Raw genomic sequence first — 21,169 nt, 5'->3', positions numbered from 1 at the left:
CCTCAGACCGGCTTCTTGCCGAAGACGCGGATGTATTCGGCGACGCCGCCCTTGGCGAGCGCCTTGGCCTGCTTCACCCAGTCGTCGCGATCGATGCGGCCGTGGAAGCTGAGATAGCCGTCGACCCATTCGCGCTCGGCCTTCTTCCAGGAGGCGACCTGCGCGAAGGTGTAGATGCCCAACGAATGCAGGGTGCCTTCGATCTTCGGGCCGACGCCGGAGATCAGCTTGAGATCGTCGACCGTTGCCGGGCGCTCGATGCCGGCCGGCCGGTTCTTGTCGTCGAGCGAAGGTTTCGCCGTCTTGGCGACAGGCTGCTTGGTTTCCGGCGCCTTGAAAGCGCTGGCCGGCTCGGCCTTTGTCTTCGGCCCGCTGCGCGGCTTGGAAACGCCCTCGACTTCCGGAGCAGCCTGATTGGCGTTGGCCGCCGAATGGCGCGGCGCCCTGACACTGGCGCCGTTCTCGGTGGCCGGGGCGACCTTGACCGGCGACGGCGTGTTCAGCGCCGGGCTGGTTTCAGCCGCATGGGTCTTCGGCTTGCTGGATTTTGACGGTCCAACCGGGCCGGAGGCGGCCGGAGTCGGCGCCGAAGTTGCCGGTGCAGCGGGAGCTGCTGGCGGCGCCGACGCGAGAGCTTCCTTGGCCGCTTTCGCCGCCGCCTTGGCTTCCTTGTCGCGCGTCGACTTCAGGATCGCCTTTTCACTGGTCAGCGTCGTCAGCCCCGTAGCCGGCTCGGACCCGTGGCGGCCGTTCTGCGGACCAGGCTTCACCTCGGCGCCCTTGCCGGCGTCGTAGAGATCGATGATCTCGGCCAGCCGCTCAGGCGTCAGGTCCTCGAAAGTGTCCTTGAAGATCATGACCATCGGCGCGTTGACGCAGGCGCCAAGGCATTCGACCTCCTCCCACGACAGCGTGCCTTTGTCGTTGGTGTGGAACTGATCGTGATGGATCTTCGAGCGGCAGACATCCATCAGCGCTTCCGAACCGCGCAGCATGCAGGGCGTGGTGCCGCAGACCTGGATATGCGCGCGCGTGCCGACCGGATTGAGCTGGTACTGCGTGTAGAAGGTCGCGACTTCGAGGCCACGGATACGCGGCATGCCGAGCATGTCGGAGATCGTCTCGATAGCCGCCTTGGTGACCCAGCCTTCCTGCTCCTGCGCGATCATCAGCAGCGGGATGATGGCCGACTGCTCGCGCCCCTTCGGGTATTTGGCGATCCACTGCTGCGCCGCCGCCGCGTTCGCCTTGTTGAAGGCGAAGGTGGCTGGCTGGACGCTGGCATCTGCGAGACGGCGGACTGACATTTAGCGATCGACCTCACCAAACACGATGTCGAGGGAGCCAAGCACGGCCGTGACGTCGGCCAGCATGTGGCCGCGGCACAGGAAATCCATGGCTTGCAGATGCGCGAAACCGGGCGCGCGCAGCTTGCAGCGATAGGGCTTGTTGGTGCCGTCGGAGACCAGATAGACGCCGAATTCGCCTTTCGGCGCCTCGACGGCCGCATAGACCTCGCCGGCCGGCACACGATAGCCCTCGGTATAGAGCTTGAAGTGATGGATCAGCGCTTCCATCGAGCGCTTCATCGCCGCGCGCTTCGGCGGTACCACCTTGCCGTCGAGGTTCGATACCGGGCCGGCGCTTTCCTTGCCGAGCAGAAGATCGACGCACTGGCGCATGATCTTGGCCGACTGGCGCATCTCTTCCATGCGCACCAGGTAACGGTCGAAGCAGTCGCCGTTCTTGCCGATCGGAATGTCGAAATCCATCTCGGAATAGCATTCATAGGGCTGCGATTTGCGCAGGTCCCAGGCAGCGCCCGAGCCGCGCACCATCACGCCCGAAAAGCCCCAGGCCCAGGCATCGGCCAGCGACACAATGCCGATATCGACATTGCGCTGCTTGAAGATGCGGTTCCCGGTGAGCAGCGCGTCGAGATCGTCGATCGACTTCAGGAACGGATCGATCCACTTGCCGATGTCCTCGACCAGCTTCTGCGGCAGGTCCTGATGCACGCCGCCCGGCCGGAAATAGGCCGCATGCATGCGCGAGCCCGAGGCGCGCTCGTAAAACACCATCAGCTTTTCGCGTTCGACGAAGCCCCACAGCGGCGGGGTCAGCGCGCCGACATCCATCGCCTGCGTCGTCACATTGAGGATGTGCGACATGATGCGGCCCATCTCGGAATAGAGCACGCGGATCAGCTGGCCGCGCTTCGGCACCTCGATGCCGAGCAGGCGCTCAGCCGCCAAAGCGAAGGCATGCTCCTGGTTCATCGGCGCGCAATAGTCGAGCCTGTCGAGATAGGGCACGGCCTGCAGATAGGTCTTGGCCTCGATCAGCTTCTCGGTGCCACGATGCAGCAGGCCGATATGCGGATCGACGCGGTCGACCACCTCGCCGTCCAGTTCCAGCACCAGCCGCAAAACGCCATGCGCCGCAGGGTGCTGCGGACCGAAGTTGATGTTGAAGTTGCGGACGGAGGTTTCAGCCATTGTGGCGCCTCTGGCGAAGAGTCAGTAGTGAGTAGTGAGTAGTGACCATCAATCTCAATGCCTGCTTCATTCCGCCTGCTTGGCCTGCACGGTTCTGATCAGAGATCGCGTCATTTTTCCAATCTCTTCGCACCGCAGTAGCAGTTCAGTCTCGTTATCTCTTGCCAGCATACCGATCCGGCACGCCAGCAATATGTGCGTTTCCAGTTCCTTCAACGAACCCTGTGCCATGCGCAGAAATTGAACGAAAGAACCTCTATTCTCACGACCGTACCCTTCAGCGATATTCGCGGCGATAGATACCGCCGAGCGGCGCATCTGGGAGGTCATTCCATAGATCTCGTCTCTCGGAAAACCTTTGGTGACGCGGTAACAATCCTCGGCAAGGACCATCGCCGATTGCCACACCACCAAGTCGCGATAAGATTCGATCTTTTTTCCCAATTCCTTCCCTACTGACTACTCACTACTTCCCCACTCACTGTTTCGCCTTCTCATCCCCGGGAAGGACGTAATCCGTTCCTTCCCACGGGCTCAAGAAGTCGAAGTTTCTGAATTCCTGCTTCAATTCCACCGGCTCGTAGATAACCCGCTTGGCCTCGTCGTCGTAGCGAACCTCGACGAAACCGGTCAGCGGGAAATCCTTGCGCAGCGGATGGCCCTCGAAACCATAGTCGGTGAGTATGCGGCGCAGGTCCGGATGGCCTGAGAACAGCACGCCGTAAAGGTCATAGGTCTCGCGCTCGAACCAGTCGGCGCCTGGATAGACGCCGGTCAGCGACGGCACCAGCGTCTCCTCGTCGGCCTGGACCTTGAGCCTGATGCGGACATTCTGCTTCGGCGACAATAGGTGATAGACGACGTCGAAGCGCCTGGCGCGCGACGGGTAGTCCGCTCCGCAGACATCGATGATCGAGATGAACTGGCAGCGCGGATCATCGCGCAGGAAGGTCGCGACCTCGATCAGGTTGCCCGGTTCAACCGAAACCGTCAGCTCACCATAGGCAAGCACGGCTTCGCCGATGCGGCCGGAGAGCTTCTCGCCGAGATAGGTGGAGAGTTCGTTCAACGCCAGGGTCATCGGCTCACCGTTCGATCGTGCCGGTGCGGCGGATCTTCTTCTGCAGAAGGAGAATGCCGTAGAGCAGCGCTTCCGCGCTCGGCGGGCAGCCGGGCACATAAATGTCGACCGGCACGACGCGGTCGCAGCCGCGCACCACCGAATAGGAATAGTGGTAGTAGCCGCCGCCATTGGCGCAGGAGCCCATCGAGATGACGTAGCGCGGCTCCGGCATCTGGTCGTAGACCTTGCGCAGCGCCGGCGCCATCTTGTTGGTCAGCGTGCCGGCGACGATCATAATGTCGGACTGGCGTGGCGACGCGCGCGGCGCGACGCCGAAACGCTCCGAGTCATAGCGCGGCATCGAGGTGTGGATCATCTCGACCGCGCAGCAGGCGAGGCCGAAGGTCATGAACATCAGCGAGCCGCTGCGCGCCCAGGTGATCAGCGCCTCGGTCGAGGTGACGAGAAAACCCTTGTCGGCCAGCTCATTGTTGATTTCGAGGAAGAAGGGATCGTCCTCCCCCACCGGCCTGCCGGTGTTGGGGTCGATGATGCCCTTGGGCTTCGGCGCGACGAGGGTGCCTGAACTATCGTTCAATCCCATTCCAGCGCTCCTTTTTTCCATTCATAGGCAAAGCCGATGGTCAGCACCGCCAGGAACACCATCATCGACCAGAAGCCGAGCATGCCGAGCTTCGAGAAGGACACCGCCCACGGGAACAGGAAGGCGACCTCGAGATCGAAGATGATGAACAGGATCGACACCAGGTAGAAGCGGATGTCGAACTTCATGCGGGCATCGTCGAACGAATTGAACCCGCATTCATAGGCGGAAAGCTTTTCCGGATCGGGATTGCGGTAGGCCACAAGGAACGGAGCAACGATGAGCGCCAGACCGACGATCATCGCCACGGCGATGAACAGCACGATAGGCAGGTACGAACTTAGGAGTGCGCTCATGCGGCGACTTTCCTTCGGCGGGGGCAGTTCACTTTGATTACAGCAACGAACTCTAATGCGGAAGCGTGACAGATTAACCGCTGAACCGTTTAAGGGGCCCATGCTGCAACGCGGCGAGGGTTAGCGCAGCGGTTTCGGTGACGCAAGTCAAACCTTGTTCAAATCGCGGCCCTGGACGGCTTATCGGAAGAAACTGGTCCGATCCGCTCCTGTTTGATTTCCTTCACTTTTTACTCCACTTTTCTCTCCTGACATATCTCCCGCCATTTGCCTGCTAGCATGGCCGGAATCACGGCTGAAGATCCAACGACGATCGGGGCAAGTACACCTGATGAAGGACAAGATTTCGCTGGCCATGGCGAGGCGCATCGCGCTGGGCGCGCAAGGGTTCAACGACCCTCGCCCTGCAGGAGTTCCGGATCGCCGGCACCTCGCCCGGGTGCTTTCGCGAACCGGCCTTCTGCAGATCGATTCCGTGAGCGCGGTGGTGCGCGCGCACTATATGCCGCTCTATTCGCGCCTCGGCCCCTACCCGCTTACGCTGCTCGATAATGCCGCGGTCACTCGCAAGCGCGCCGTGTTCGAATACTGGGCGCATGAGGCGTCGTTCCTGCCCGTCGAGACCTATCCTTTGATGCGCTGGCGCATGCAGCGCGCCGAGCAGGGCGACGAGATATATCTCGGCCTGGCGAAATGGGGCCGTGAACGCAAGGAAACGATCGACGAGATATATAGAGAGGTCGCCGATCGCGGTCCGATCGCCGCCTCCGATATCGAAGGCCACAAGGGCAATGGCGGCTGGTGGGGCTGGAGCGAGGCCAAACACGCGTTCGAATGGCTGTTCTGGGCCGGACGCATCACCACCGCTTACCGCCGCGGCTTCGAACGCTATTATGACCTGCCCGAGCGCGTTTTGCCGCAGGCGGTGCTCGACCTTCCCGAACCCTCGGTCGAGGACGCGCATCGCGAATTGCTGCGCATTTCCGCCCGTGCCCACGGCATCGCCACCTATGGCGACCTGCGCGACTATTTTCGTCTCGCGCCGGGCGACACGAAGGATCGCATCGAGGACCTGGTCGATGCCGGCGAGTTGCTGCCGGTGAAGGTCGAAGGCTGGGACAAGACTGCCTATCTCCACAAGGACGCCCGTTTCCCGCGCCGGATAGAGGCGCGCGCCCTGCTCGCCCCCTTCGATCCCGTCGTCTTCGAACGCACCAGGACGGAAAAACTCTTCGATTTCCGCTACCGCATCGAGATCTACACGCCGGCGGAAAAGCGCCAATACGGCTATTACGTGCTGCCCTTCCTGCTCGGCGACCGGATCGTTGCTCGCGTCGATCTCCGGGCCGACCGCCCGGCCAGCGTCTTGCGCGTCCATGCCGCTTACGCCGAAGCAGGCGCTCCCGCCGAAACCGCCGCCCGGCTCTTCGACGAGCTGAAGCAGATGCAGGGCTGGCTCGGCCTGGAGGCGATCGAAGTCATGCCGGCCGGCGACCTCGGCCCGGCGCTGGCCGACATCGCGGTGTCGTAGCTGCGCGTTGACAGGGACCTAGCCGTAAGCCTAAATCCTGACCAGACGGTCTTCTCCCGGCAAGGGAGGAGCCAAGAGGGAATGCGGTGCGGGCCAACACCCAAATCCGCGGCTGTCCCCGCAACTGTAAGCGACGAGCCTCTGCCGAAAACCACTGGGATTTCCCGGGAAGGCGGCATTCAGGGCGACGACCCGCGAGCCAGGAGACCTGCCGTCTGAGACTTTAAGTATCCGAATGCCCGGCGGGTTTTCCGGGCAAGGAGCATGGTTTTGGATCGCAACGGCAGTTTCCCGGCAAACAGTGCGGACGTTCCGTCCGAGCCCGATGCTTTGGCCGGCGTGACCGTCATCGTCTGCTCATCCTGCCGCGACGAGACCGGCTCGGACGCCCATCCGCGCGCCGGTGCGCTGCTTGCCGAAGACACGCGCCGGGCTGCTTCCGGCGAAAAGATCAAGATCCGTACCGTCGAATGCCTCGGCAACTGCAAGCGCCGGCTGAGCGCCGCGCTGCTGCGCGACGGCTGCTGGAGCTACGTTTTCGGCGATCTGGACACGACCAGCGGCGCCGACCTCGTCGCCGGCGCAAAGATCTTCGCCACCTCGACCGACGGCCTCATCCCCTGGCGCGGCCGGCCCGATTCCCTCAAGCGCGGCCTCGTTGCCCGCATCCCTCCCCTCGACATGTTGAAGGACCGACCATGAACGCATCCGTTTCCCGCGTGCCCTGCACCGTCGTCACCGGCTTCCTCGGCGCCGGCAAGACGACGCTGATCCGCAACCTGCTCGAGAACGCCAAGGGCAAGCGGCTGGCGATCATCGTCAACGAGTTCGGCGATGTCGGCATCGACGGCGAGATCCTGAAGGGTTGCGGCGTCGACGCCTGCCCGGAAGAAAACATCGTCGAGTTGGCCAATGGCTGCATCTGCTGCACCGTCGCCGACGATTTCGTGCCGGCGCTCGATCAGATCCTGTCGCTCAATCCCAAGGTCGACCACATCCTGATCGAGACCTCGGGCCTCGCTCTGCCGAAGCCGCTGGTGCAGGCATTCCAGTGGCCGAGCGTGAAGAGCCGCGTGACGGTCGACGGCGTCATCGCCGTGGTCGACGGCCCGGCGCTGGCCGATGGCCGCGTCGCTTCCGATATGGATGCCCTGCAGGCGCAGCGCGCGGCTGACGATTCCCTCGACCATGACGATCCGGTCGAAGAGGTATTCGAGGACCAGATCGCCTGCGCCGACCTGATCATCCTGTCGAAGAGCGACCTGATGGATGCAGCGGGCTCCGCCCGCGCCAACGCCGTCATCGGCGAGCATGTCGCGCGTGCCGTCAAGATCGTGCCGACAGCGCAGGGCAAGGTCGATCCGTCCGTGCTGCTCGGCCTCGGCCTTGCGGTGGAGGACGACATCGAGAACCGCAAGACCCATCACGACGACGAGCTCGACCACGAGCATGACGATTTCGATTCCTTCGTCATCGACATCCCGTCGATCGCCAATCCCGACGAGTTGGCCAAGCGCGTCGCCGTTGCCGCCGAGCAGGAAAACGTGCTGCGCGTCAAGGGTTTCGTCGAAGTCGGCGGCAAGCCGATGCGGCTTCTGCTGCAGGCTGTCGGCCCGCGCGTTAACCACTATTACGACCGCGCCTGGACGGCCGAGGACGACCGCCGCTCGCGGCTCGTCGTCATCGGCCTCAAGGGGCTGAACCGTCCGGCGATCGAGCGTATCCTCGCCGGCTGAGGCTAAGACCAAAAAGCGATGCATATCCTCACCACGACATCCGCTTCGCTCGACGATCTCGCCGAGCCGATCGACCTCAGGCAGACGCCTGCGGATGTGGTGGCCCTGTCCTTCACCGACAGCGACCTCGCCGGTCTGGCCGCCGCCTGGAAGGCCGATGCCGCGCGGCTGCCCGCGATGCGGCTGGCGGCGCTGCGCGACCTTCGCCACCCGATGTCGGTGGATCTTTGGATCGACAGCGTCGCCCGCCACGCCAAGGTCGTCCTGGTGCGCATCCTCGGCGGCTATGAGTGGTGGCGTTACGGCTGCGACCAGCTCGCTGCGGTCGCGCGCGAGCGCGGCATCAAGCTGGCGCTGCTGCCCGGTGAAAGCCATGACGAGGACCAGCGGCTGATCGAAGGCTCGACCCTGCCGCGCGCCGAGCTCGACGCCCTGCTCGGCTATTTCCGCGAAGGCGGGCCGGCCAATATGGCGGCGCTGGTGCAAAGGCTGGCAAGGCTTGCTGGGGCTGAGGCGGCCGTGGTTGATGCGGTCAGTGTGCCGAAGGCGGGGTACTATCGGCCGGGAGTTGGTGTCGTCGAGAAGTCGAACGTTTCAAGGGTCGGCATTCCTTCGCACCCCCCTCTGTCCTGCCGGACATCTCCCCCGCAAGGGGGGAGATCAGCCGTCACCCAAGCCGGCTCTATCTCTGCTTCGTCAAATATCGAGCTAGCTGAAACATCTACAGTTGGCGAAACCGTCGACCACAGAGCAATCTCCCCCCTTGCGGGGGAGATGTCCGGCAGGACAGAGGGGGGTGTGACGGAACTCGGCGTCGACAATTTCGCAGTCGTCCCCATCCTCTTCTACCGTTCCATGCTGCTTGCCGCAGACATCGCGCCGATCGACGCGTTGGCCGAGGCGTTACATTCGCAAGGCATGGCCCCTGTGCCGATCTTCGTTTCCAGCCTCAAGGACCCGGCGTCTCTCGCCTTCGTCGAAAACGCGATCGCCTCGCTGAATCCCGCCGCCATCGTCACCGCCACCGCCTTCGCCTCCGGCGCCGAACCCGGCGCCGAGACCCTGTTCGACCGCGCCGGCGTGCCGGTGTTCCAGGTCATCGTCGCCACAACGAGACGCGAGGTCTGGGAAAAGAATCAGCGCGGCCTTGCGCCCGCCGATCTCGCCATGCATGTCGTGCTGCCCGAGCTCGACGGCCGTATCCTTGCCGGCGCCATCTCGTTCAAGGGCGAGGTCGAAACCGACCCGGCGCTCGCCTTCCGCGCCTTCGCCAACCGGCCCGAAGCGGACCGTGTCGCGCAGGTCGCCAAGCGGATCGCTGCCTTTATCCGCCTGCAGCGGACCGAGCGGGCCGAGCGCAAGCTGGCGATCCTGATCCCCGATTATCCGAGCGCGCCTGGGCGGACCGGCTATGCCGTCGGGCTTGATGTGCCGTCAAGCGTGCTCGCCATGCTGCGTGACCTGAAGGAACAGGGCTATGCGGTTGACGGGATTCCGCAATCGCCGCGGGAGCTGCTGGATGCGCTGGAGGTGGGTGGGCGCGGCCTTGCCTTGACGGATTACATTGCCTTTTCAGCCGAATTGCCGGAGGCAGCACGAGCTCTGGTTGAGGCGGCGTGGGGCATGGCACAGGACCAGATAGGTTCGCGCGAGGCACCCCCCTCTGTCCTGCCGGACATCTCCCCCGCAAGGGGGGAGATCGGCAGTTCCGCCGAAGGCGCCATTCCTGCAACTCCGACAATTGGCGAAAGCGGTGGCGACAGATCAATCTCCCCCCCTGCGGGGGAGATGTCCGGCAGGACAGAGGGGGGTGTTCAAGCGCCGACCTCGGCAACCTTCCCCTTCCGCGCCGCCACCTTCGGCAACGTCACCGTGGCGCTGGCCCCCGACCGCGGCCGCTCGGCCGACCGCCGCGCCGATTACCACGACCCGACGCTTCCCCCGCGCCACGAGTTGATCGCCTTCGGCCTCTGGCTGCAAAAATCGCTCGGCGCGCATGCCATCATCCATGTCGGCGCGCATGGCACGCTGGAATGGCTGCCAGGCAAGACGGTGGCGCTATCCGACACCTGCTTCCCCGAGATCGTCACTGGATCGTTGCCGGTCATCTATCCCTTCATCGTCTCCAATCCCGGCGAGGCCGCGCAGGCCAAGCGCCGCATTTCGGCCGTCACGCTTGGCCATCTGCCGCCGCCGCTGACCGGCGCAGGCCTCGACGAGGTCCAACAGAAGCTGGAGCGCTTGGTCGATGAATATGCCCAGGCCGATGGCCTCGACCGCCGCCGCCGCGACCGTCTGGCTAGGCTGATTGTCGCGACGGCGCAAAGGACCGGTCTGGCCTCCGAAGCCGGCGTTGCCGGCACAGACGCTCCGGACGAAGCACTGCGCCGCATCGATGCCTGGCTCTGCGACCTCAAGGATTTCGCCGTCAAGGACGGGCTGCATGTCTATGGCCGCGCGCCGGAAGACGAGGTCGATCCACTGCGCCGGCAAAGCGCCGAGGCTGAGAAGTCTGCCCTGCTCGCCGCGTTCGATGGCCGCCACATCAAGGCAGGTCCCGCCGGCGCGCCGGCGCGTGGTCGCTCCGATGTCCTGCCCACCGGTCGCAATCTCTTCACCGCCGATCCGCGCACCATGCCGACGCCGACTGCTTACGATCTCGGCCAGGCGGCAGCGGAAGAAGTGGTGCGCAGTTATATGCAAAGCCACGGCGACTGGCCGCGCTCGCTGGTCATCGATCTTTGGGGCTCGGCCTCCTTGCGCACGGGCGGCGAGGAGATCGCGCAAGGGTTGGCGCTGATGGGCTGCCGGCCGCAATGGGATGCCGCCACCGGCCGCGTCACCGGCATCGAGGTGCTGCCGCCGGCGGCGCTCGGCCGCCCGCGCGTCGACGTCACCTGGCGCATCTCCGGCCTGTTCCGCGACATGTTTCCGACCCAGATCGCGCTGATCGACGCCGCCGCCAACGCGGTCGCCAGCCGCGACGAGGACGATTCGGAAAATCCCCTCGCCGCGGCGACACGCGCTGAGGGCAAGATCGGCCCGCGCATTTTCGGCACCTCTCCCGGCTCCTATGGCGCCGGCGTCGAGGACCTGCTGTCGCGCGGCGAATGGGGCGCGCGCGAAGAGATCGGCCGCGCCTATCTCGACGCCACCTCGCATGCCTATGGCGGCGCCGACGGCGAAGCGATCTCCGCGCCCGGCGCTTTCGAGGGACGGATCGCGGAAGCCGATCTCCTCGTCCACACCGGCGACGATCCCGGCCGCGACATCCTCGAAGGCTCGGCCGACGTCGCTTTCATCGGCGGCTTTTCGGCCGCCCTTGCAGCACTTGGCAGGAATGCCGACGTCATCGTGCTCGACACGACCGATCCGAAGAAGCCAAAACCGCGCTCGGTCGGCGATGCAGTATCACGCGTCGTGCGGGCCCGCGCCGTCAACCCGCGCTTCATCGCCGGCCAGATGCGCCATGGCCCGCGCGGCGCCTCCGAATTCGCCGAGACCGTCGATCGGCTGGTCGGTTTCGCCGAAACCACGCATGCCATATCAGGCGCGCTGATCGAGGCGGTGCACGACGCCTATGTCGGCGACCCGAACGTGCGCGCCTTCCTGCTGCGCGAGAACCCGGCCGCCGCCAAGGTCATCGCCGAGCGCTTTCTCGCTGCGCGGCGGCGCGGCCTCTGGCATCCGCTCAGGAATTCCATCGACGACGATCTCGCGGCCCTGATCGCCGAGGCCCAGGCAAGCGGGGTGGCGGCATGAACGCCTTCTCACGCCGCGGCGCCTGCCCTGCTCTCAGTGCGCCGATGCAGACCGGTGATGGGCTTCTCGTCCGGCTCAACCCGGTCGCTGGAGGAATTTCTCCGAAGTCGCTGATCGGACTCGGCGAATCCGCCTTACGCCACGGCAACGGCATCATGGAAGTGACCGCGCGCGGCAGCCTGCAGATCCGTGGTTTGACGGCGGACAGCGCGCGGCTGCTGGCGGCGGAGGTGGATGCGCTTGGCATTGCCGTGCGCAGCGGCGTGCCGGTCGAAGTCGGGCCGCTGGCGGGAATCGATCCGCAGGAGATTGCCGACCCGCGCCCTCTGGCCGAGCGGATCAGGGTCGCGATCGAAGAGGCCGGGCTGACGGCAAGGCTGGGACCGAAAGTGTCGGTGGTTGTCGACGGTGGCGGGCAGCTGAACTTGGACGCTGTGACGGCCGATGTTCGGCTGAAGGCGGCGCGGACCAGCACTAGCATCCAGTGGAGCGTATCGATTGCCGGCGACGGGCGCAGTGCGAAGCCACTCGCGACAGTCGATGAAGATGCGGCGCGCGACATTGCCGTCGCGGCTCTTAGGATGGTCGCTGAAAAAGGGCGCGAGGCGCATACGCGGGATTTGTCGGAGAGACAGCTTATTTCACTCGCAAGTTGGCACTCCGTCACCCCCCTCTCTGTCCTGCCGGACATCTCCCCCTCTAGGGGGGAGATTGGCAGTTCCCGCGCAGGCTCTCCACTTTCGGCGTTGGAGATTGGCGAAAGCCGCGGCGACAAGGCAATCTCCCCCCTTGAGGGGGAGATGTCTGGCAGGACAGAGAGGGGGGCGCAGGAACGCCGGCCCGCGGGACGTCCCATTGGCCTATTCAGTCTAGGCAGCAACACCGCCCTCGGTATCGCCCTGCCCTACGGCAGCATGCCCGCCCAGTCCCTCATCGATCTCGCCGTACAAGCCGCGAACCTCCGCGCCATCGAAATCCGCCTCGCCCCAGGCCGCGCCTTGCTCTTCCTCGGCCTCTCCGCACCCTCCTCCCTGCAAACCTCCGCCGCCACCCTCGGCTTCGTCACCGACCCCACGGACCCACGCATCCGCATAGCTGCCTGCCCCGGCACGCCGGCCTGCGCTTCCGGCCGTATCGCCACGCGCGCCATCGCCGAAACCATTGCAAAACAAAGCTCCGGCCTCATCGACGCCTCGCTGACGCTCCACGTTTCCGGCTGCGCCAAGGGCTGCGCGCATCCCGGCGCGGCGGCACTGACCCTGGTCGGCGACGAAAACGGAGCCGGACTTGTCGTGGACGGGACGGCAAAGGCCCTTCCTGCCGCGTACAGGCCGGGCTATGACGCCGCGCGTGGGGTCGCCGGCATTGCGGCGGCGATCCACGACGCACGACATCAAGGCGAGACTGCCGCCGCCTGCCTGGCAAGGCTTGGCGCGGCCGGCATCGCCGAACTCTATCGACGGAACTGAAAATGGCCGCCTACGACTATATCCATGACGGGATGGCGATCTACGAGCGCTCTTTCGCCATCATCCGCGCCGAGGCGGACCTGTCGCGCTTCTCCGAGGCCGAAGCGGATGTCGCGATTCGCATGATCCATGCCTGCGGCCAGGTCGAAGCCGCCAGCCATTTTGTTTTCTCCAATGGCTTCGTCGATGCGGCCCGCACCGCATTCGCCGCCGGCGCGGCGATCTTCTGCGATGCCGAGATGGTGGCCCACGGCATCACCCGCTCCCGGCTGCCGGCCGGCAACGACGTGATCTGCACCCTGCGCGACCCGCGCACGCACGACATCGCCAGGGAAATCGGCAACACCCGCTCGGCCGCCGCGATCGACCTTTGGGGCGAGCGCATGGCCGGTTCGGTCGTCGCCATCGGCAATGCGCCGACCGCGCTCTTCTATCTGCTCGAAAAACTGCGCGACGGCGCGCCGAAGCCCGCCGTGATCATCGGCATGCCGGTCGGCTTCGTCGGCGCCGCCGAATCCAAGGATGCGCTGGCCGAGAACTCTTACGGCGTGCCCTATGCCATCGTGCGCGGCAGGCTGGGCGGCAGCGCCATGACCGCCGCCGCGCTCAATTCGTTGGCGAGGCCGGGCCTGTGAACGCGATTGTAAAAGGCCGTCTTGTCGGCGTCGGCACCGGCCCCGGCGACCCGGAGCTTCTGACGCTGAAAGCGGCGCGCGCGCTGGCCGAGGCCGACGTCGTCGCCTATTTCGCCAAGCGCGGCAACAACAGCAATGCGCGCGCCATTGTCGAGGCGCGCTTCCGGGCGGACATGATCGAGCTGCCGCTGCTTTATCCGGTGACCACCGAAATCGACAAGGACCATGACGACTACCGCTCGCAGATCGCCGATTTCTACGAGCAGTCGGCCGAACAGGTCGCCGAGCATCTCGGCGCCGGCAGGATGGTGGCGGTGCTGTCGGAAGGCGATCCGCTCTTCTACGGCTCCTACATGCACCTGCATGTGCGGCTTGCACACCGGTTCCCGACGGAAGTCATCCCCGGAATCACCGCCATGTCCGGCTGCTGGTCGACCACTGGCCTGCCGATCGTCCAGGGCGACGATGTGCTGACCGTGCTGCCGGGCACGATGAGTGAGTTCGAGCTGACCCGCCGCCTCGCCGACACCGATGCCGCGGTGATCATGAAGGTCGGCCGCAACCTGCCAAAAATCCGCCGCGCGCTGGAAGCGGCCGGCAAGCTGGCGAAAGCCGTCTATGTCGAGCGCGGCACGATGCCGGGCAGCATCTCGATGCGGCTTGCCGAAAAACCGGACGACAAGGCGCCCTATTTCGCCATCGTGCTGGTCGCGGGCTGGTCGGCCCGCTCCGGAGCCAAAGCATGAGCGGCCGCCTCACCGTCATCGGTCTCGGTCCGGGCAATGCCGACCAGGTCACGCCGCAGGCCAGCCATGCGGTGGCCGAGGCTTCGTTCTTTTATGGCTACAAGCCCTATCTCGACCGGCTTGAGCTGCGGCCGGACCAGACCCGCATTGCCTCCGACAATCGGGAGGAACTTGCCCGCTCCAGCGAGGCGCTGGCCAAGGCGGCCGAAGGCCATAGCGTCGCCGTCGTTTCAGGCGGCGATCCCGGCGTCTTTGCCATGGCCGCGGCTGTCTGCGAGGCGATCGAAGCCGGGCCCGACGAATGGCGTTCGATCGACCTGTCGGTCGTACCCGGCGTCACCGCCATGCTTGCGGTCGCCGCCCGCATCGGCGCGCCGCTCGGCCACGATTTCTGCGCCATTTCGCTCTCTGACAATCTGAAGCCATGGGATCTGATCGAGCTGCGCCTGCTGGCGGCGGCTGGAGCCGGCTTCGTCATCGCGCTCTACAACCCCATCAGCAAGGCCCGCCCTTGGCAGCTTGGCCGCGCCTTCGAATGCCTGAAGGCGATCCTGCCCGGCACCACGCCGGTGATCTTCGGCCGCGCCGCCGGGCGCCCCGACGAGCGCATCGAGGTTTTTCTGCTGGCAGACGCCGACGCCGAAAAGGCCGACATGTCGACCTGCATCATCATCGGCTCGCCCGAGACCCGGATCATCAAGCGCGGCGAACGGCCGGCGCTGGTCTACACGCCGCGTTCGGCAACGGGCTCGAAAAGATGATCGACTTTTCCCGCCAGCGCATCGACGGTTTCGGCCGAGGGCACGTCAGGCAGCGCCGGCCGGCGGATCATGACCACTTCGATGCCGAGTGCCCGCGCAGCGGTGATCTTGCCATAGGTCGCCTCGCCGCCGCTGTTCTTGGACACGACGGCGTCGATACCGTATCTTTCGAGCAAAGCCCGTTCGTCCGCCTCCGGAAACGGCCCGCGCGCCAGCATGTAGAGCGCATCGGGCACCGCGAGCTTCGGCTCGACCGGATCGACGCTGCGGATCAGGTAGCGATGCTGGGGCGCGGTCTCGAAGGCCCCGGCCTCCTGCCGGCCGATCGCCAGGAAAACGCGGCGCGGCGCCGTGCCGAGGGCGCTTGCCGCCTCAGTAACGTCATCGACCAGCGTCCAGTGGTCGCCTGCGACAGGCTCCCAGCCGGGACGACGCAGCGCAAGGATCGGCACGCCGGACCGCTTGGCCGCCTCGGCGGCATTGGCCGAGATACGGGCGGCGTATGGATGCGTGGCGTCGATCAGCAGATCGACATGCTCTTCGCGAAGATAGGCAGCCAATCCCTCCGCGCCGCCAAAACCGCCGACACGCACCGGCACGCCTTGTGCGGCCGGGCTTTCGGTGCGGCCGGCAAGCGACAGCGTGACCGAAAAATCCTCGCGGCGGACGAGCTTCCCGGCCAATTGCCGAGCTTCCGTCGTTCCGCCGAGGATCAGGATATGGTGGGTCATCATGCCTGCTAAGGGTCCGCGCGCTGCCAAGCCCGCATCGAGGTGGCTCACCATCGTCGGCATCGGCGAGGACGGTGTAGCGGGTCTCGGCGACGAGGCCAAGCAGCGGATTGCCGAGGCCGAGATCGTCTTCGGCGGGAAGCGGCATCTCGGCCTTGTCGCGTCGCTGGCCAAGGGCGAAGCGCGCCCGTGGCCGACGCCCTTCGATGACGAAATGCGCGACGTGCTGGCGGTCGCGGGCAAAAAAATCTGCGTGCTCGCGTCCGGCGACCCGTTTTTCCATGGTGTCGGCGCCACGCTGGCGCGCAAGGTCAAGCCGGATGAGATGCTCGCCCTCCCGGCTCCATCGTCGCTGTCGCTGGCCGCCTCCCGTCTCGGCTGGGCGCTGCAGGACGTCGAGACCATCTCGCTGCACGGCCATCCGATCGACCTGATCCGGCCCTTGCTCCACCCCGGTGCGCGCGTCCTTGCCCTGACATCGGACGCCGACGCGCCGGCGGCCATCGCCGCACTGCTCGACGAACTCGGCTTCGGCCCGTCGCGGCTGACGGTTCTGGAAGCGCTCGGCGGTGCCGATGAGGCGCATCGAACCTCCCGCGCCGATGCCTTCAATCTCAAAGACATCAACCCGCTCAACGTGCTGGCGCTCGAAATTGAATCGACGCCGGATGCGCGCGTCCTGCCCTTGACCGCCGGCCTTGCCGACCATCTGTTCGAGCATGACGGCCAGATCACCAAGCGCGAGATCCGCGCCATCACGCTGTCGGCGCTGGCGCCACGCCGTGGCGAGCTGTTGTGGGATATCGGCGCCGGTTCCGGCTCGATCGGCATCGAATGGATGCTGGCGCATTCCTCGCTGCGCGCCATCGCCATCGAGGCCGACGGCGAACGCGCCGCCCGCATCCACCGCAATGCCGCGCATTGCGGCGTGCCGGGCCTTGCCGTGGTCGAAAGCGCCGCGCCCAAGGCGTTCGCCAAGCTCGAAACGCCGGATGCGATCTTCATCGGCGGCGGCGGCAGCGATACCGGCGTGCTGGAGAAGGCGATCAAGGCGTTACGCTCCGGCGGCCGATTGGTCGCCAACGCGGTGACGCTGGAGATGGAGACGCTGCTGCTCGACCAATACAACAGCCGCGGCGGCGATCTTACCCGCATAGCGCTGTCGCGCGCGGCAGCTGTCGGATCCATGCAGGCGTGGCGGCCGGCCATGCCGGTGACGCAGTGGAGCTGGGTGAAACCATGATGGTCGCGGGCATCGGCAGCCGCAAAGGCGTGACGGCGGGCGACGTTCGCGCAGCGGTCGAGACCGCGCTCGAAGCGCATGGGCTGGCGATGACGGCGCTTTCCGCGCTGGCGACGGGCGAAATCAAGCGTGACGAGCCGGCGATCTTCCTTGCCGGCCGAGACCTCGACCTCCCCGTGCTCATCATGTCCGACGCTGCGCTGCAATCCGTCTCGTCCGGCACGGTCAGTCGGTCCGAAGCGTCGCAGGCCCAGGCTGGCACGCCTTCGGTTTCGGAAGCCTCGGCTCTGGCCGCGGCCGGAAAAGGTGCGAAACTGCTTGGACCGCGCATCGTGCTCGGTCCTGTGACCTGCGCTATCGCTCTTGGCGGAGGTACCGCATGACCGTCCATTTCATCGGCGCCGGTCCAGGTGCGGCCGATCTCATCACGCTGCGCGGCGCCCGGCTCCTGGCCAGTTGTCCGGTCTGCCTCCATGCCGGCTCGATCGTCGCGCCGGAATTGCTCGAGCATTGCGCGCCTGGCACCAAATTGATCGATACCGCGCCGATGTCGCTCGACGAGATCGAGGCCGAATATGTCGCCGCGCATAAGGCCGGCCAGGATGTAGCGCGGCTGCATTCCGGCGACCTCTCCGTTTGGAGCGCGGTGGCCGAACAGATCAGGCGGCTGGAAAAACACGGCATCCCTTATACGCTGACCCCGGGCGTGCCTTCCTTCGCGGCAGCCGCGGCCGCGCTGCGCCGCGAGCTCACCATTCCAGAACTGGCGCAGAGCCTGGTGCTGACCCGCGTTTCCGGTCGCGCCTCGAAAATGCCGCCGGGCGAGACGCTGGCCGGCTTCGGCCGCACCGGCGCCACGCTCGCCATCCATCTTGCCATTCATGCCATCGATCGCATCGTCGCAGATCTCACGCCGCTTTACGGCGCCGAATGTCCGGTCGCGGTCGTCTTCCGCGCTTCCTGGCCGGATGAGCGCATATTGACCGGCACGCTTGGCACCATCGAGGAGCAGCTGGCGCAAAACCCGATGGAACGCACGGCAATCATCTTTGTCGGCAACGCGCTTGCAGCGCAGGATTTCGGCGAAAGCTCATTGTACGACGCCCATTACCAGCGGCGTTTTCGCGGACGGGACGGATTGTGAACGGCAGCGCCAATACGAACGGACGGGCAACGGTGGAACAGGCGCTTGCGCGCCTGAACTTCAAGCCGCGCGAGCTTGAGCCCGGCCATGTCTGGCTGGCCGGCGCCGGCCCCGGCGATCCCGGCTGCCTGACGCTGGAGGTGCTGGCGGCGCTCGGGCAATGCGACGCGCTGGTCTATGACGCGCTGGTCTCGCCCGATGTCGTGGCGGTCGCTCAAGGCGCCGAGCTTTTCTACGCTGGAAAACGCGGTGGCCAGCCCTCGATGAAGCAGGACGACATCAACGCCCTGCTGGTACGGTTGGCGCGCGAAGGCCGCCGTGTCGTGCGGCTCAAAGGCGGCGACCCTTATATTTTCGGCCGCGGTGGCGAAGAGGCCTTGGCGCTCGCGGGCGAAACCATTCCGTTCCGGGTGCTTTCCGGCCTGACCTCCGGTCTCAGCGCATTGGCAGCCACCGGCATTCCGACCACCATGCGCGGCATCAACAAGGCCGTTATCCTGGCTACAGGCCATGCGGCCGGCACCGATGACGACATCGATTGGGCGGCAATCGCCCGCACCGGACAGCCGGTCGTCGTCTATATGGGCATGGCCAACCTGCCGGTCATCGCGGCAAAGCTGCTGAGCGGCGGCCTCGCGCCATCGACACCCGCGGCTGTGATCGTCGCCGCGACCACCCCGCAGGAACGCATCGTCGTCGCCACGCTCGCCACCATCGCGGACGAAGCCGCGGCCGCCGGGCTCGCTTCCCCGGCGCTGATCGTGGTCGGCGGCATCGTCGCCATGCGCGCAGCACTGACGGGCGGCACATGACGGCGCGCGCGATCATCATCGGCGCGCCGCGCTCCGGCTCGGGCAAGACCAGCGTCACCATCGGCCTGCTGCGCGCGCTCGCCCGGCGCGGCCTGAAAGTTCGCGGCGCGAAGTCCGGACCGGACTATATTGACCCGGGCTTCCACGCCGCCGCCACCGGCCTGTCCGGCGTCAACCTCGACAGTTGGGCAATGCCGCCTTCCCTGCTCAACGCGCTGGCTGGCCAAGCCGCCGAGGATGCCGAATACGTTATCCTCGAAAGCGCGATGGGCCTGTTCGACGGCATCCCCGCGCCGGAGGGCCGCTCCGGCTCGGCCGCCGATCTCGCCCGGCTCTACGGCTTGCCTGTGCTTTTGGTGCTCGACGTTTCCGGGCAATCGACCACGGCGGCGGCGGTGGCCAAGGGTTTTGCCACCTACGATCCCGATGTGCGCATGGCCGGCGTCGTGCTCAACCGGCTCGGCAGCGAACGCCACCGGCGGCTGTCGGGCGACGCCATCGAGGCGATCGGCCTGCCCGTGGTCGGCGCCATCCTGCGCGATCCGACGCTCAACCTGCCGGAGCGGCATCTCGGCCTCGTCCAGGCCGGCGAATACGAGAACCTGATGGCGCATCTCGACCGGCTGGCCGACATGGTCGAAAAATCGCTCGACATCGACGCCATTCTGGCGCTGGCGACCCCGCTGGAGCCGGCAGCCGGCGACTTCGCCGATGCCTTGCAACCGCCAGCGCAGCGCATCGCGCTGGCCGAGGACGCCGCCTTCACCTTCCTCTATCCGCATGTCGCCGCGCATTGGCGCAAGGCCGGCGCCGAGATCGCCCCCTTCTCGCCTCTCGCCGACGAGAAGCCGAGGGAAGATTGCGAGGTCTGCTGGCTGCCCGGCGGTTATCCCGAACTGCATGCCGGCAAGCTCGCGGCCGCGACGAACTTCCGGGCGGGAATGGTGCGCTTCGCGGCGACGAAGCCTGTTCACGGCGAGTGCGGCGGCTTCATGGTGCTGGGCGAAGTGCTGGAAGATGCGGACGGCGAGGGCCACAAAATGCTCGGCCTGCTTGGCCATTCGACCAGCTTCGCCAGGCGCAAGATGAACCTTGGCTATCGCGAGGCGCGGCTGCGCGCCGCCTGCCCGTTGGGGCCGGAGGGCACGCTGATCCGCGGCCATGAATTCCACTATGCGCAGATGACCGCCACGGGCAATGACGAGCCGCTGGCTGACCTTGCCGATGGCCAGGGCAATCCGCTCGGCGCCTCCGGTTACCGGCGCGGCCACGTCAGCGGCACCTTCTTCCATGCCATCGCGAGGGGCGCATGAGCGGTCCTTCCGCACCGAAGCAATTGCTCGACGATATCGGTCTCAGCCTCGTCTTCTTCACCCGGCTGAGATTGCCATCGAGCGATTTCGGCGGCCGCAGCCTTGCCGACGCGATTTGGGCGGCGCCCTTTGCCGGTCTCGCGGTGGCGATCATCGGCGCGCTCGTCTACGCCATCGCCGCAGTTCTCGACCTCGCCACCGGGCCGTCCGCCGCGCTCACGCTCGCCGCGACGATGCTCGTCACCGGCTGCCTGCATGAGGACGGGCTTTCCGACATCGCCGACGGCTTCGGCGGTGGCCGAACACGCGACAGGAAACTGGAGATCATGCGCGACAGCCGCATCGGCGCCTATGGCGCGGCGGCGCTCGGTGTCTCGCTGCTCATCCGCTGGAGCGCGCTGTCCGAGCTGACCGGTCCCGGCCACGTCGTCCTGGCGCTGCTTGCCGCGCATGCGGCCTCGCGCGGCCTGTTCGGCGCCTTCATGCATCTTCTGCCGCCGGCCCGAGCCGACGGTCTGTCCGCCAATGCGGGCTCTGTCACGACCGAGACCGCCATCGTCGGCGCGGCGCTCGGCGCGGTGGCGCTGCTGGCGCTCGGCCTTGGCGGCGCGATAGCAGCACTCATCCTGCTCGGCCTGATCTTCATGGGCTTCCGCGCGCTTTGCCTCAGCCAGATCGGCGGCCAGACCGGCGACACGATCGGCGCGCTGCAGCAGCTCGGCGAGATCGCCGTGCTGCTCGTCGCATCCGTTTGCCTTTCCTGAT

At 66.0% G+C, this 21,169-nt stretch carries 21 protein-coding genes and 1 riboswitch; of the genes, 14 read left to right on the top strand and 7 right to left on the bottom strand.

From position 1 onward, the window contains the following. Positions 1–2: 2 nt before the first annotated feature. The 6 genes from FJ424_RS17150 to FJ424_RS17125 all read right to left on the bottom strand — a co-directional run bounded on the left by FJ424_RS17150 (position 3) and on the right by FJ424_RS17125 (position 4,521). Positions 3–1,307: an NADH-quinone oxidoreductase subunit E gene (locus FJ424_RS17150; protein WP_140653636.1), complete on the bottom strand. Its 1,305-nt coding sequence runs from the start codon at positions 1,305–1,307 to the stop codon at positions 3–5. Further along, on the bottom strand, positions 1,308–2,498 hold the full coding sequence (locus FJ424_RS17145; protein WP_140653638.1) for an NADH-quinone oxidoreductase subunit D: 1,191 nt from the start codon (positions 2,496–2,498) through the stop codon (positions 1,308–1,310). It lies immediately after the preceding gene. A 66-nt stretch (positions 2,499–2,564) separates the two neighbouring features. After that, positions 2,565–2,942, bottom strand: coding sequence for a four helix bundle protein (locus FJ424_RS17140; protein WP_140653640.1), 378 nt, complete (start codon positions 2,940–2,942; stop codon positions 2,565–2,567). A gap of 34 nt (positions 2,943–2,976) precedes the next feature. Next, a complete protein-coding gene (locus FJ424_RS17135) occupies positions 2,977–3,579 on the bottom strand; it encodes an NADH-quinone oxidoreductase subunit C (RefSeq protein WP_095764859.1) in 603 nt (200 codons plus the stop codon). A 4-nt stretch (positions 3,580–3,583) separates the two neighbouring features. Further along, the gene (locus tag FJ424_RS17130; RefSeq protein ID WP_015317338.1) at positions 3,584–4,165 is read right to left on the bottom strand and encodes an NADH-quinone oxidoreductase subunit B; all 582 of its coding nucleotides are present in this window, start codon (positions 4,163–4,165) and stop codon (positions 3,584–3,586) included. Then, the gene (locus FJ424_RS17125; protein ID WP_040982049.1) at positions 4,156–4,521 is read right to left on the bottom strand and encodes an NADH-quinone oxidoreductase subunit A; all 366 of its coding nucleotides are present in this window, start codon (positions 4,519–4,521) and stop codon (positions 4,156–4,158) included. Before FJ424_RS17125 ends, FJ424_RS17130 begins: the two co-directional genes overlap by 10 nt. Before the next feature lie 331 nt (positions 4,522–4,852). On the opposite strand from FJ424_RS17125, the gene FJ424_RS17120 reads away from it, so the two are divergent. The 8 genes from FJ424_RS17120 to FJ424_RS17085 all read left to right on the top strand — a co-directional run bounded on the left by FJ424_RS17120 (position 4,853) and on the right by FJ424_RS17085 (position 15,161). After that, complete coding sequence (locus FJ424_RS17120; protein ID WP_140786366.1) at positions 4,853–6,052, top strand: winged helix-turn-helix domain-containing protein; 1,200 nt, start codon at positions 4,853–4,855, stop codon at positions 6,050–6,052. A gap of 29 nt (positions 6,053–6,081) precedes the next feature. Then, positions 6,082–6,283, top strand: a riboswitch (cobalamin riboswitch). A gap of 39 nt (positions 6,284–6,322) precedes the next feature. Continuing rightward, positions 6,323–6,754, top strand: coding sequence for a DUF1636 family protein (locus FJ424_RS17115; RefSeq protein WP_140655296.1), 432 nt, complete (start codon positions 6,323–6,325; stop codon positions 6,752–6,754). After that, positions 6,751–7,788 (top strand): cobalamin biosynthesis protein CobW, encoded by a 1,038-nt coding sequence (gene cobW, locus FJ424_RS17110; RefSeq protein ID WP_140655277.1) that lies wholly within the window; start codon positions 6,751–6,753, stop codon positions 7,786–7,788. The genes FJ424_RS17115 and cobW overlap by 4 nt, the downstream gene beginning before the upstream one ends. A gap of 18 nt (positions 7,789–7,806) precedes the next feature. Further along, positions 7,807–11,550, top strand: a complete 3,744-nt coding sequence (locus tag FJ424_RS17105; protein WP_140655274.1) for a cobaltochelatase subunit CobN — start codon at positions 7,807–7,809, stop codon at positions 11,548–11,550. Beyond that, entirely contained in the window at positions 11,547–13,019 is a 1,473-nt protein-coding gene (gene cobG, locus FJ424_RS17100; RefSeq protein WP_140655273.1) for a precorrin-3B synthase, read from the top strand. The genes FJ424_RS17105 and cobG overlap by 4 nt, the downstream gene beginning before the upstream one ends. A gap of 2 nt (positions 13,020–13,021) precedes the next feature. After that, on the top strand, positions 13,022–13,654 hold the full coding sequence (locus FJ424_RS17095; RefSeq protein ID WP_140655270.1) for a precorrin-8X methylmutase: 633 nt from the start codon (positions 13,022–13,024) through the stop codon (positions 13,652–13,654). Further along, a complete protein-coding gene (locus tag FJ424_RS17090) occupies positions 13,651–14,400 on the top strand; it encodes a precorrin-2 C(20)-methyltransferase (protein WP_140655267.1) in 750 nt (249 codons plus the stop codon). The genes FJ424_RS17095 and FJ424_RS17090 overlap by 4 nt, the downstream gene beginning before the upstream one ends. After that, a complete protein-coding gene (locus tag FJ424_RS17085) occupies positions 14,397–15,161 on the top strand; it encodes a precorrin-3B C(17)-methyltransferase (protein WP_140655263.1) in 765 nt (254 codons plus the stop codon). The genes FJ424_RS17090 and FJ424_RS17085 overlap by 4 nt, the downstream gene beginning before the upstream one ends. Here the strand turns inward: FJ424_RS17085 and FJ424_RS17080 are convergent. After that, a complete protein-coding gene (locus FJ424_RS17080; protein ID WP_140655293.1) occupies positions 15,125–15,892 on the bottom strand; it encodes a cobalt-precorrin-6A reductase in 768 nt (255 codons plus the stop codon). The genes FJ424_RS17085 and FJ424_RS17080 overlap by 37 nt on opposite strands. Before the next feature lies 1 nt (position 15,893). Here FJ424_RS17080 and cbiE point away from each other — a divergent pair, with 1 nt between their 5' ends. From cbiE to cobS, 6 genes are read left to right on the top strand one after another with little or no spacing between them, the layout of a single operon-like run. Next, positions 15,894–17,135 (top strand): precorrin-6y C5,15-methyltransferase (decarboxylating) subunit CbiE, encoded by a 1,242-nt coding sequence (gene cbiE / locus FJ424_RS17075; protein ID WP_140655260.1) that lies wholly within the window; start codon positions 15,894–15,896, stop codon positions 17,133–17,135. Further along, the gene (locus FJ424_RS17070; RefSeq protein WP_140644287.1) at positions 17,132–17,518 is read left to right on the top strand and encodes a cobalamin biosynthesis protein; all 387 of its coding nucleotides are present in this window, start codon (positions 17,132–17,134) and stop codon (positions 17,516–17,518) included. The genes cbiE and FJ424_RS17070 overlap by 4 nt, the downstream gene beginning before the upstream one ends. Then, the gene (gene cobM, locus FJ424_RS17065; RefSeq protein WP_140655258.1) at positions 17,515–18,279 is read left to right on the top strand and encodes a precorrin-4 C(11)-methyltransferase; all 765 of its coding nucleotides are present in this window, start codon (positions 17,515–17,517) and stop codon (positions 18,277–18,279) included. Before FJ424_RS17070 ends, cobM begins: the two co-directional genes overlap by 4 nt. Continuing rightward, positions 18,276–19,091: a uroporphyrinogen-III C-methyltransferase gene (cobA, locus tag FJ424_RS17060; protein ID WP_140655255.1), complete on the top strand. Its 816-nt coding sequence runs from the start codon at positions 18,276–18,278 to the stop codon at positions 19,089–19,091. The genes cobM and cobA overlap by 4 nt, the downstream gene beginning before the upstream one ends. Next, complete coding sequence (locus FJ424_RS17055; protein ID WP_140655252.1) at positions 19,088–20,404, top strand: cobyrinate a,c-diamide synthase; 1,317 nt, start codon at positions 19,088–19,090, stop codon at positions 20,402–20,404. The genes cobA and FJ424_RS17055 overlap by 4 nt, the downstream gene beginning before the upstream one ends. Beyond that, positions 20,401–21,168, top strand: a complete 768-nt coding sequence (gene cobS, locus FJ424_RS17050) for an adenosylcobinamide-GDP ribazoletransferase (RefSeq protein ID WP_140655250.1) — start codon at positions 20,401–20,403, stop codon at positions 21,166–21,168. The genes FJ424_RS17055 and cobS overlap by 4 nt, the downstream gene beginning before the upstream one ends. Position 21,169: the final 1 nt, after the last annotated feature.

The organism is Mesorhizobium sp. B3-1-8 (assembly GCF_006439495.1).
Taxonomy (GTDB): Bacteria; Pseudomonadota; Alphaproteobacteria; order Rhizobiales; family Rhizobiaceae; genus Mesorhizobium.
Note: the sequence above shows the minus strand (reverse complement) of the source record. Positions and strands in the feature narration are given on the sequence as shown.

Excerpts from the sequence above, each read along its gene's own strand:
- FJ424_RS17150 (WP_140653636.1), bottom strand. The coding sequence starts at position 1,307 with ATGTCAGTCCGCCGTCTCGCAGATGCCAGCGTCCAGCCAGCCACCTTC.
- FJ424_RS17145 (WP_140653638.1), bottom strand. The coding sequence starts at position 2,498 with ATGGCTGAAACCTCCGTCCGCAACTTCAACATCAACTTCGGTCCGCAG.
- FJ424_RS17135 (WP_095764859.1), bottom strand. The coding sequence starts at position 3,579 with ATGACCCTGGCGTTGAACGAACTCTCCACCTATCTCGGCGAGAAGCTC.
- FJ424_RS17130 (WP_015317338.1), bottom strand. The coding sequence starts at position 4,165 with ATGGGATTGAACGATAGTTCAGGCACCCTCGTCGCGCCGAAGCCCAAG.
- FJ424_RS17125 (WP_040982049.1), bottom strand. The coding sequence starts at position 4,521 with ATGAGCGCACTCCTAAGTTCGTACCTGCCTATCGTGCTGTTCATCGCC.
- FJ424_RS17120 (WP_140786366.1), top strand. The coding sequence starts at position 4,853 with ATGAAGGACAAGATTTCGCTGGCCATGGCGAGGCGCATCGCGCTGGGC.
- cobW (WP_140655277.1), top strand. The coding sequence starts at position 6,751 with ATGAACGCATCCGTTTCCCGCGTGCCCTGCACCGTCGTCACCGGCTTC.
- FJ424_RS17105 (WP_140655274.1), top strand. The coding sequence starts at position 7,807 with ATGCATATCCTCACCACGACATCCGCTTCGCTCGACGATCTCGCCGAG.
- cobG (WP_140655273.1), top strand. The coding sequence starts at position 11,547 with ATGAACGCCTTCTCACGCCGCGGCGCCTGCCCTGCTCTCAGTGCGCCG.
- FJ424_RS17095 (WP_140655270.1), top strand. The coding sequence starts at position 13,022 with ATGGCCGCCTACGACTATATCCATGACGGGATGGCGATCTACGAGCGC.
- FJ424_RS17085 (WP_140655263.1), top strand. The coding sequence starts at position 14,397 with ATGAGCGGCCGCCTCACCGTCATCGGTCTCGGTCCGGGCAATGCCGAC.
- FJ424_RS17080 (WP_140655293.1), bottom strand. The coding sequence starts at position 15,892 with ATGACCCACCATATCCTGATCCTCGGCGGAACGACGGAAGCTCGGCAA.
- cbiE (WP_140655260.1), top strand. The coding sequence starts at position 15,894 with ATGCCTGCTAAGGGTCCGCGCGCTGCCAAGCCCGCATCGAGGTGGCTC.
- FJ424_RS17070 (WP_140644287.1), top strand. The coding sequence starts at position 17,132 with ATGATGGTCGCGGGCATCGGCAGCCGCAAAGGCGTGACGGCGGGCGAC.
- cobM (WP_140655258.1), top strand. The coding sequence starts at position 17,515 with ATGACCGTCCATTTCATCGGCGCCGGTCCAGGTGCGGCCGATCTCATC.
- FJ424_RS17055 (WP_140655252.1), top strand. The coding sequence starts at position 19,088 with ATGACGGCGCGCGCGATCATCATCGGCGCGCCGCGCTCCGGCTCGGGC.
- cobS (WP_140655250.1), top strand. The coding sequence starts at position 20,401 with ATGAGCGGTCCTTCCGCACCGAAGCAATTGCTCGACGATATCGGTCTC.